Origin of the sequence: Actinocrinis sp. (assembly GCF_035946395.1) — a bacterium.
Classification (GTDB): Bacteria; Actinomycetota; Actinomycetes; order Streptomycetales; family Catenulisporaceae; genus Actinocrinis.
Window position 1 is genome coordinate 1 of sequence record NZ_DASYZI010000187.1, and the last position, 10,345, is coordinate 10,345.

A 10,345-nucleotide genomic window follows, 5' to 3' on the forward strand; every position below is an offset into this window, starting at 1 on the left:
GCCGGAGACCGCGTCGATGGAGGCGCTCTGCGCAGTCATCGCCTCCTGATTCAGGATCGGCAGCGCGTAGCCGTTGATCTCCTGGTCCCGGCCGGTCTCCGTGGGGTATTCGAGCACTTTGATGTTCGTGATCTTCCCGCCGCTGAGCGTCACTTGCACCTGGACGGGTCCGTAGGGGGTGTCCGCGGCGTCGCCGGTCGACGTCTTCGTCCCGGAGGCCGCCCGGGCGGTCGCAGTCGAGCCGCCAGCATGCGGGGCAACGGTCGAGGCGGCGGTCGAGGCGGCAGTCGGAGTTCCGCCCGGGGCGGCCGCATCGGCGGACGGGCCGATGCTGAAGCTCTGCGGCATACCGTGAGCGCCGCCGCCGTGGGACTTGAGCCCGAGCAGCAGGACGACTCCGGAAACCGTGGCGGTGCCGGTGACGATGGCGCGACGCATGGCGGACGGACTCCTTCTCCGGTCGGGTGTCAAAGAGCGAACGACTCATGGTGGATGCGCGAGCGCTTCACTCCGCACGCGCGTAGCGCCTCGATGGCCGCCATGGCCATCGATTCCGGGCCGCAGACGAACACGTCGTGCCGGTTCAGATGCGGGACCAGTTTGGCCAGGGCGCGCGGGGTGAGCGGGTCGCCGACCTGGGAGCGCGGCCCGACCAGGTAACGCAGGCGCGCGCCGCGGGCCGCGGCGATCGCCTCCAGTTCCTGCCGGAAGATCAGGTCCTCCGGCCAGGTCGCCCGATAGAGCAGCGTCAGGTCGCCGCGACCGACCGGCAGCGTCTCGAACAGCGCGCGGATCGGGGTGATGCCCACCCCGCCGGCCACGAGCAACACTTTGCGGGAGCGCACACGCCTGGCGGTGAACGCGCCGTATGGTCCCTCGGCGCGTACGGCGGTGCCCGGCCGCAGGCGCGCGACGGCCGCGCTGTGCGCGCCCAGGTTCTTGACGGTGAACCGCAGGTACCGGGGATGCGGCGCGGCCGACAGCGAGTACGGGTTGGCCGCCCAGCGCAGTCCCTCGGCCTGGAACTGGAGCCGGAAGAACTGCCCGGCCTCGGCCCGCAGTTCGTCGAGGTGCTCCCCGGTCAGCACGACCGAGACGACCCCGGGGCCCTCCTGCCGCACCTCGGCGACACGCAGCCGGTGCCGCCGGTCGTTACGCCACGGCACGGCGAGCCGGTACCAGCCCAGGATGACGAAGGCGGCGACGTAGTAGGCGCCCCACAACAGCCGCGCCGGGCCGGTGCTCAGGTCGGCGCCGTTGACGATCTGGTGGCTGAATCCGAGGGCGACGGCCAGGTACGTGGCCAGATGCAGGTAGTACCAGGCCTCGTAGCTCAGGCGTCTGCGGGCCGCGCGCGCCGAGAAGAACGCGGTGGCGAACATGATCAGCGCCGCCGCGGTGCCCTTGAGCATCTCCGGATAGTCGAAGACCACGTACACGGTCTCGCCGGTGATCGACCTGTGCGCGGTGATCGCGTAACCCCAGACGATCGTCAGGACGTGCCCCGCGAGCAGACCGACCGTGTACCGGCCGACGACCGCGTGCCAGCGGGCCAGCCGGTCGGCTCCGATCTCGCGTTCCAGCAGCGGAACCCGGGCCATCAGCAGCATCAGCAGCGGGGCGAGGTAGCCGGCCAGCAGCCCCGTGATCCGGCCCGCGCCGGTGAGCCACCCGTCGGCGCCCACGACGCCGAAGGTGTCGTGCCACCACAGCACGAGGACGGCGAGCGCGCCGATGGCGATCAGCACCTGCGCTGCGGACGCGACGGTGTCCACCGGCAGTCGCGGGCCTCGGGACGCCGCGCCGCGCCGCGGCGGCCGGGTGCGGTCAGCAGCGGGCATGGATGCGCGTCCTTCCTTCCTCGGCCTCAGAGCAGGCGCAGCGCGGCGGCGCCGGCCCGGCGGTTTTGTGCCGGGCCATCGGGCCGCGTCGTGCGGCTGTCCGGGTCGGCGACCTATCTGTGGGCCATCGTCACACCGCCACCTCTCAGTTCGCTCTGAACCCGGCCGCTGCGTCGAGCGGGGCGAGCGAGAAATCCGCAGGTCACGGGCTTCTGCCGGGCATCGCGGTGGGCGGCGCGGTCTGTCCGGTTCTCAGCGTTTTCTCACTTTCGAACCAGACACTTGAGCCCGTGACGAGCACCGATGCCCCCGGTGCCGCGGATGGCGAGACGTGGCGCGTCCTGGTCGTCGACGACGAGCCGGACCTGGTCGAGGTGCTCTGCGGCGCGGCGGCCTACGAGGGATGGCAGGCACGGGGCGCCGAGCGCGGGCTGGACGCCGTGCGGATCGCCGCGAGCTGGCAGCCGCACGCCGTCGTGCTGGACATGATGCTGCCCGACCTCGACGGCATGGAGGTGCTGCGCCGCATCCACGAGGACCGGCCGCAGACGCGGGTGCTGTTCCTGACCGCCCGCGACGCCGTCGAGGACCGCATCGCCGGGATCACGGCCGGCGGGGACGACTACGTGACCAAGCCGTTCAGCCTTCAGGAGGTCGTCGCCCGGTTGCACGGCCTGCTACGCCGCACTCGCCCGCCCGCGCGCCCGGCAGCGGCGCGGGCCGACTGCCTGATCGTCGGCGACCTGGTCGTGGACGAGAGGGCGATGGAGGTGACCCGCGGCGGGTCGCCGATCGAGCTGAGCCCCACCGAGTTCTCCCTGCTGTGCTACCTGATGCGCCATCCGCGCCAGGTGCTGAGCAAGACCCAGATCCTGGACGAGGTCTGGCGCTACGACTTCGGCGGCCAGGCCCACGTGGTCGAGCTCTACATCAGCTACCTGCGCAAGAAGGTCGACGCGGGGCGGGCACCGATGATCCACACGGTGCGCGGCGCGGGGTACGTGCTGAAGGCCGCAGCGTGAATGCGCCCCCTGCGAATGTGGACGGCGCGCCGGGACGGGCGGCCCGGCGCCGCGTGATCACCCGACTGCTGCCGCGCACCCTGCGCGGCCAGCTGATCCTCGGGCTCGTCGCCATCCTCGGCGCGCTGTGCATCGCGATCGCCTTCGCCACCACCGCCGTGCTGGGCCACTTCCTCGTCGCCCGCCTCGACCAGCAGCTCGCCGACGCGGGCGGGCGCTACGCCGCCAGCCTTGAACACCCGCCCGCCACCGCGGACGGCGACGCGAACCGCGGCGACACCCGCGCGCAGACCCCGGGAACGCTCGGGGTGCGGCTGGTGTCGGGCTCCATCACCAACGCGGCGGTCGTCGACGGCGACGCGGACGACGCCCACGGCAGCGTCGATGACAGCGTGGCACTGTCCGCACAGGACGTCGCGACGCTGGCGGCGCTCCCGCCGGACGGATCGGCGCGCAGCCTGCACCTGTCCGGGCTCGGCGCATACCGGGTCCGGGCGCAGCCCGGCCAGGACGGCGACGTGCTGATCACCGGGCTGCCGCTGGAGCAGGTCGAGCAGACCACGCACGAGCTGGCCGCCGCAGAGGCGGCGATGTTCGCCGTCGCGCTCGCGCTGTCCGCCGCCGTCGCCGCCGGGTGGGTACGCCTGGCGCTACGTCCGCTGGACCGGGTGGCCCGCACCGCCGAGCGTGTCAGCGGTCTGTCGCTGGCCAGCGGGCAGGTCGCGCTGTCGGCACGTGTCCCGGACGCCGACCCCGCCACCGAGGTCGGCCGGGTCGGCGCCTCGCTGAACCGGATGCTCGGGCACATCGAGGACGCGCTGGCGAAACGGCACGCGGTCGAGGGCAGGCTGCGCGAGTTCGCCGCCGACGCCAGCCATGAGCTGCGCACCCCGGTCGCCGCGATCCGCGGCCACGCCGAACTGGCACAGCGGCACCCCGACGAGATCCCCGAGCCGGTGCGCCGCTCGCTCGGCCGCATCGAGGACGAGGCCCGCCGGATGGGGATCCTGGTCGAGGACCTGCTGCTGCTCGCCCAACTCGACGCCGGACGCCGGCTGGCCCGCGAACAGGTCGACCTGACCCGCCTGGCGCTGGACGCCGTCGACGACGCACGCGCCGCCGCTCCCGGCCATCGCTGGCGGCTCGAACTGCCCGCCGCGCCCACCACCGTGATCGGCGACCGGTACCGGCTCGCGCAGGCGATCGCGAACCTGCTGGCGAACGCGCGCACTCACACGCCTGACGGCACCGAGGTGACACTGCGGTTGGAAGGCGGGTCGCCGCATCGGCCCGACAGCGAATGGGAAGCAGGCCGGGACGACGACAGGCAGGACGACGCGGACGGCAACGGTGAGGACTCCATCGAGCCGTCACGGCTCTTCGAACTCGACGGCGGCCTTGCGGGCGGCCGTAGGCCCGTCCGCCGCTACGTGTCAGCCGACTCTGCGCCGCCGACCACGGTCGATTTCGAAGAGGGGGCACCGCTGCTCACCGGGCCGCTCACCACGCTGCACACCGGGCCGCCCAGCGAGATTCGCCTCAGCGTCACCGACACCGGCCCCGGCCTTGCCCCCGAACTGGCCACCCGTGCCTTCGAACGCTTCACCCGCGGCGACCACGCGCGTTCCCGTACCTCCGGCAGCACCGGACTGGGCCTCGCCATCACCCGCGCCATCGCCGAAGCACACAACGGCCGAGTCGAGCTGAACACCCGCCCCGGCCACACCGTCTTCACCCTCGTGCTGCCCGAAGCGTAAGGATCCTAATACGCCGCCGGCCCCGACCGGCCGGGCCGGGGCACGGCAGCGGTTTGCGGCTCGACCCGACTCCACTGACGGCCCCGTACGCATCAAGTAGTCATTTGATATTCGCAAGCGATCTTGCTGTCGGCGCGTTTCCGGGAGATGCGCGCAACGGCAAGAATGGGTTTGCCTTTATCACACCGAATTTTCTTGAGCAAGATCCCTTGCTCGATCTTGGCCGAATCCATAATGGCGCCCAAAGGGGCGCGCGGAGCGTGCACGCCCGGCTTCACGCGTTGAAGACCTGGTCAGTCGGCTTGCCGGAGGCGGCCGGGTAAACCAGCGGACTCGTACTTCCAGGAGCGCGGGTAAACGTTCGCATTACTCGGTAAACCAGCGCCATATGAGAGTCCTGTTGGACAGGGCGACGGGTGAGGGGGGTAGATTGTCCGAGCGCTTAGTCGTAGTCGTGTTGTAATGCGATTCTCATTAGGTTGGCGGTATGTCTCGCACTCGGTACTCACATCTCGCTCGGACGGTAGTCGCGTGACCGCGGCTCACGACGCTCATGGGCCCGTGACTGCGGCCGACTCGGGAGGCGGGCAGCCACCGAGGCATCGTGCGTCTGGCTCGGCATCCGTACGCGGCCGCGACTTGTCGGGACGGCTGACGGCGCTCGCCGTGGTGCCGACCGCCTTCGCGGTGGCGTCGGGCATCCTCGCCGTGGGTTTGCTCGTACGAGCCTCCCCTGCCCGGCTGTTGCAGGGATCGACCCTGGTCGCCGTTCTCGCGCTGGCGGGCCTGGTACTCGTCGTCACCGTGGTCGCGGTCGTGTGGGCCGCACGAGTCGATCGCGCGGTCGGCAACGGCAGGGTCAAGTACGACGTGCCCAGCCGGGTTCAGGCGGCGCCCGCCGTCCTCTTCGCGCCCTCGGCCACCGCTGACAACAGCGTGTTCGTCCATCTCTCCCACCGGTTGCAGTCGATCGTGCACCGGCAGATCGACCTGCTCGACAGGCTCGAAAACGACGTCGAGGAGCCCGACCTGCTCAAGGGTCTGTTCGGTGTCGACCATCTGGCCACCCGGATGCGCCGGCACGCCGAGAACCTGGCCGTGCTCGGCGGGGCCGTGCCGCGTCGGCAGTGGACCAAGCCGATCTCGGTGATGGAGGTCCTGCGCTCGGCCGTGTCCGAGACGCTCGACTACTCGCGTGTACAGGTCATCGCGCGTACTCCCGGCGCGCTCAACGGCTACGCGGTGGCGAGCGTCATCCATCTGCTGGCCGAACTGGTGGAGAACGCGACGACGTTCTCGCCGCAGACCACCAAGGTGGTGGTGCGGACCCAGGACGTCGCCGCGGGCCTGCTGATCGAGATCGACGACCGCGGCCCCGGCATGGCGCAGCAGGAGTACGACCGGCTCAACACGCTGCTCGCGGAGCCCGCCGAGATCAGCGTGCAGGAACTGCTGCAAGGCGCCCGCATCGGCCTTTATGTGGTCGCGCAGCTGGCGCAACGCCACGGTATCCGCGTCCGGCTACAGACGAACGTCACCGGCGGCACGCAGGCGCTCGTCGTGCTTCCCAAACCGCTGCTGGCCTCCGAGCCGCGCGCGCTCGCCGCGCCGACGCGGGAGAGTGCCGCATCCGATACCGCTGACACCGCCGCGCTTCTTCCCGCGGGGTCGCTTCCCGCTCCTCGGCACCCGGTGGACAGGTCCGCCGCCGATGCGTTGGTCTCCCGGAGCCGGTCGGCGTCTGCCGGCTCCATCGTGCCGGGATCCGGGTTCGACGCAGTCGGCCCCACGTCGTCCGCTCACGCCTCTGCACCGGTCTCCGGCACGTCCAGCCTCCCTCCGTCCGGTTCCTCGGAGCAGATCGACTCCGGCGCACGGCCGCCGCTTCCGCACCGGCGGCCGCAACAGCATCTCGCCGCGCCGCTCACCGTGCAGACCGTGACCAGCTCGGTCGATCGCGTCGGTGAGGTCGCGACACCGTACTTGATGGCGGATTTCAAACGTGGCATGGCTCGCGGTGCCGCCGAGCCGGCATCGGGTGAACACACCCACGGGAAAGTACCGACGCAGGAAGGCGATAGGTGAGCAGTAACGGGAGCGGGGACAGCATCCAGCAGTTGAGCTGGCTGATCACGGGCCTCGTGGAGCGCGTTCCGCATGCCCGCAGCGCTCTGCTGCTGTCCGCGGACGGCTTGGTGCGGGCCCACACGGAGGACCTGGCCAAGGACGACGCGGACCACATGGCCGCGATCGCCTCGGGCCTGTGGTCCCTGGCCGCCGGCGTGGGACGCAAGTTCGCGGACAGCGACACGGTGCGTCAAGTGAACGTCGAGCTTGAGGGGGCGCTGCTGTTCGTCGCGGCCGCGGGCTTCGGCACCTGCATCAGTGTGCTCACCACCGACGAGGCCGATCCGGGTCTCATCGGCTTCGAGATGGCGCAGCTGGTACGCAGCATGCAGGCGCACCTGGAAACCGCGCCGCGCACCGGTCAGGCGCAGCTCACGGCGACCGGACCCAAGGTATAACCGTGAGGGACGCCGACCCCGAAGTGCGGTTCGACGAGGACGCCGGCCGGCTGGTGCGCCCGTACACGGTGACCGGCGGCCGGACGCGCCCGGCGGCCGAGTTCCGTCTGATCACGCTCGTCGCGGCGACCGGCCGGACGCTGGAGGACGTCACCCCCGAGCACGCGCGGATCCTGCGCGCGTGCCGGCGTCCCGCGTCGGTGGCGGAGATCTCCGCGCACCTGCGCCTGCCCGTCGCCGTGATCAAAATCCTCCTGGCCGACCTGCTCGGGTGGCGCGCCATCGTCACCCGGGCCCCGGTCGCCTTCCCCGACATGGTCCGCCCGGACCGGCACGTACTACAGGCGGTGATCGATGCTCTCCGCGCCCTTTGACGAGCCTCTGCCCGGGGCGTTGAAGCTCTTGGTCGCAGGCGGATTCGGGGTCGGCAAGACCACGCTGGTCGGCGCGGCCTCCGAGATCGAGCCGCTGACCACCGAGGCGCCGATCACCGTGGCGAGCCTCGGCGTGGACGACCTGCGGGCGACCACCGACAAGACGACGACCACCGTCGCCATGGACTTCGGTCGCATCTCGATCGGCAGCGAATACGTCCTCTACCTGTTCGGCACCCCGGGACAGCAACGGTTCTGGTTCATGTGGGACGACCTGTGCACGGGAGCGCTCGGCGCGATCGTGCTGGCCGACACGCAACGCCTGGAGGAGTGCTTCGAGGCGGTCGACTTCTTCGAGAACCGCCGCATTCCCTTCCTGGTCGCCGTCAACCGCTTCGACAACACCGTCTCCTATCCGCTGAAGGAGGTACGAAGCGCTCTGGAGCTGCGCCCGCACGTCCCGGTGGTGGAGTGCGACGCGCGCAGCCGCGAGTCGTCCGTGGGCGTGCTGCTCTCCCTCGTCCAGTACCTGCTCGACACCGATCCCGAAGCCGCCCGGCCTGCCGCCGCGCACATTGTGGAAGGGCTGTTGCCATGACCGACCAGAAGCTGACCGGCCGTGAGGTAAGCGCGTCCCCCGCGGCCGAGGGCGGGGCCGAGCGGGCGGCCCGGCACCGTGAGCTCGGCCTCGCCTCCGTTCCCGACGAGCGGTTCGACGAGTTCGCCCGCGAACTGGTCGAGCGGACCGGTGCGATCGCCGCGATGGTGGACTTCGTCGGCGACCGGCGGCTGTACTTCGCCGGCCTGGCCGCCAGAACCGACCTCGAACCGGGCGACCCGGTCCTGCTCGGCGACCCCGGCCGGGAGATGGCCCTCGATCACGGCTTCTGCCCGCACGTCGTGGCGCGGCGCAAGGCCCTGGTGCTCGACGACGTCTACGCGTACCCGCGTTTCGCCGGCAACCCCGTCGTCGACGAACTCGGCGTGCGCAGCTATCTGGGCGCACCGCTGATCGACGACGACGGCACGGTGATCGGCACGGTCTGCGCGGTGGACCCCTCGCCCAAGAGCGGTCCCGAGAACGCCGGGTGGGGAAAGCGGGGCCTGGAAACGATCAAGCAGGTGGCGGACGACGTCCTCGGCGAGATCCGGGTGCGAAGGCGGGCGTCCGCGCTCATCGAGGCAGCGCCCGGACCTGTCATGGTCACCGTGGGCGAGAATCTCGAAGTCCTGTACGCCAACTCCGCGCACGAACGGTTCTTCGGCGCGGTCCGGGAACTGGGCGCCCCGGCCGTGCAGGTCTTCCCCGGCCTCGGAGCCGTGGGCTTGCCGGCGGCGGTGCAGCAGGCACTGCGCTTCGACACGCCTGTCACCACCGAGGCGGTACGGCTCGCCGACGGCCACGAACTGCTGTTCGCCGTCGTTCCGGCGCAGGTACCCGGCCACCACTCGGCACAGCTCACGGTCGGCGTGCTCGACGCGGAGGCCGACACCGCCCTGGCGCTGGCGTACGAACTCTCCGAGAGCCTGGCAAAGCTCTGACCGTGAGCGGCCGGGACCACGCAACCTGAAACCGTCGTGCGGGATCAGGGTTCGAAATGGATGCGCTGGAGGAAGTGCAGTGCCCGGTATATTCGAGGACGAACGGCACGAGGAACTGCGCGAACAGGTCCGGCGATTCGCGCAGGAGCACGTGGCGCCCCGCGTCGAGCAGATGGAGACCGACCGCCGGGTGGACGCGGAGTTGTCCGCGCTGATCGCGGCGCAGGGATGGATCGGTGTGACGATCCCCGAGGCGTACGGGGGCATGGGCCTCGGGCACGTCGCCAAGACGATCATCATCGAAGAACTGGCCCGGGTCAGCGGGGCCATGGGGGCGATGGTGCAGGCCTCGCAACTCGGGGTGGCGAAGATCCTGCACTTCGGCTCCGAGGCGCAGAAGCGCGCCTGGTTGCCGCAGATCGCCGTGGGGCAGTGCCTGCCGACGATCGCGGTGACCGAACCCGGTTCGGGCGGGCACGTGCTCGGCATGTCCGGCCACGCGGTACGCGAACGCTCGGGTTACGTGTTGAACGGCACGAAAGTCTTCGTGGGCAACTCGCACATCGGCGACCTTCACGGGGTCGTGGTGCGCACCGGCCCGGGTTCACGCGGGCTGACCGCGTTCCTCGTGGAGGCCGACCGCCCCGGCGTGCGTCTGGAACAGCAGGCCCCGACCATGGGTCTGCACGGATTCAGTTTCGGGACCGTCGTCTTCGAGAACTGCCGGCTCCCGGCCGCGAACAGGCTCGGCGAGGAAGGCGACGGCCTGCGGGTCGCCTACTCGTCGAGCACCCTGTACGGCCGGCCGAACCTGGCCGCGGTCGCACTCGGCATCCACGAGGCGGTCGTGCAGGACACCGTCGCGTTCAGCAGCCGGCGCGAGATGTACGGCAACCCGCTGTCGGCGGTCTCCGCCGTGGCGATGAAGCTCGGCGACATGCAGTCGCGGCTCATGACGGCCCGGCTTGCGCTGTACCACGCCACGCACCTGCTCGACAGGGGCCTGCCCTGTGACGCCGAACTGATGAACGCCAAGCTCGTCAACGCCGAGTACGCCATCGACTCGGCACGCGTCGCCATGGAGATATTCGCCGGCCGCGGCCTGCACGTCAGCCACCGCATCGAACGATATCTCCGAGACGCCTACCACATCTACGCGCCTGCCGGTACGTCCGACATCCAACGCCTGAGACTGTCGGAGTACGCAGTGGGAGTCAACCAGGAGCACGAGCAGTGGTCAGTCGTCCTGGCAGACCGGCTCCGCGCCGACACGAGTACCCGCGC

General features: G+C 70.7%; 11 protein-coding genes. 8 read left to right on the plus strand and 3 right to left on the minus strand.

Annotation, left to right across the window (positions count from 1 at the left end; translation table 11 throughout):
- Together VGS97_RS11915 and VGS97_RS11920 are read right to left on the minus strand one after the other, a co-directional pair.
- A partial coding sequence (locus VGS97_RS11915) for a hypothetical protein (protein WP_326853446.1) occupies positions 1-438 on the minus strand: 438 nt, incomplete at its 3' end.
- 29 nt (positions 439-467) lie between these two features.
- On the minus strand, positions 468-1,841 hold the full coding sequence (locus VGS97_RS11920) for a ferredoxin reductase family protein (RefSeq protein ID WP_326853447.1): 1,374 nt from the start codon (positions 1,839-1,841) through the stop codon (positions 468-470).
- 290 nt (positions 1,842-2,131) lie between these two features.
- Here VGS97_RS11920 and VGS97_RS11925 point away from each other — a divergent pair, with 290 nt between their 5' ends.
- Positions 2,132-2,863, plus strand: coding sequence for a response regulator transcription factor (locus tag VGS97_RS11925; RefSeq protein ID WP_326853448.1), 732 nt, complete (start codon positions 2,132-2,134; stop codon positions 2,861-2,863).
- Complete coding sequence (locus tag VGS97_RS11930) at positions 2,860-4,620, plus strand: HAMP domain-containing sensor histidine kinase (protein ID WP_326853449.1); 1,761 nt, start codon at positions 2,860-2,862, stop codon at positions 4,618-4,620. The genes VGS97_RS11925 and VGS97_RS11930 overlap by 4 nt, the downstream gene beginning before the upstream one ends.
- Positions 4,621-4,712: 92 nt before the next feature.
- Here VGS97_RS11930 and VGS97_RS11935 read toward each other — a convergent pair whose 3' ends face one another.
- Complete coding sequence (locus tag VGS97_RS11935) at positions 4,713-4,898, minus strand: hypothetical protein (protein ID WP_326853450.1); 186 nt, start codon at positions 4,896-4,898, stop codon at positions 4,713-4,715.
- A 361-nt stretch (positions 4,899-5,259) separates the two neighbouring features.
- Between VGS97_RS11935 and VGS97_RS11940 the strand changes: the two genes are divergently transcribed.
- From VGS97_RS11940 to VGS97_RS11965, 6 genes are all read left to right on the plus strand, one after another.
- Positions 5,260-6,705: an ATP-binding protein gene (locus tag VGS97_RS11940; RefSeq protein ID WP_326853451.1), complete on the plus strand. Its 1,446-nt coding sequence runs from the start codon at positions 5,260-5,262 to the stop codon at positions 6,703-6,705.
- A complete protein-coding gene (locus VGS97_RS11945) occupies positions 6,702-7,145 on the plus strand; it encodes a roadblock/LC7 domain-containing protein (RefSeq protein WP_326853452.1) in 444 nt (147 codons plus the stop codon). The genes VGS97_RS11940 and VGS97_RS11945 overlap by 4 nt, the downstream gene beginning before the upstream one ends.
- A 2-nt stretch (positions 7,146-7,147) precedes the next feature.
- Positions 7,148-7,519 (plus strand): DUF742 domain-containing protein, encoded by a 372-nt coding sequence (locus VGS97_RS11950; RefSeq protein WP_326853453.1) that lies wholly within the window; start codon positions 7,148-7,150, stop codon positions 7,517-7,519.
- On the plus strand, positions 7,500-8,117 hold the full coding sequence (locus VGS97_RS11955) for a GTP-binding protein (RefSeq protein ID WP_349262096.1): 618 nt from the start codon (positions 7,500-7,502) through the stop codon (positions 8,115-8,117). The genes VGS97_RS11950 and VGS97_RS11955 overlap by 20 nt, the downstream gene beginning before the upstream one ends.
- A complete protein-coding gene (locus VGS97_RS11960) occupies positions 8,114-9,061 on the plus strand; it encodes a GAF domain-containing protein (RefSeq protein ID WP_326853454.1) in 948 nt (315 codons plus the stop codon). Before VGS97_RS11955 ends, VGS97_RS11960 begins: the two co-directional genes overlap by 4 nt.
- Before the next feature lie 79 nt (positions 9,062-9,140).
- The coding region (locus tag VGS97_RS11965) for an acyl-CoA dehydrogenase family protein (protein ID WP_326853455.1) at positions 9,141-10,345 on the plus strand (1,205 nt) is incomplete at its 3' end.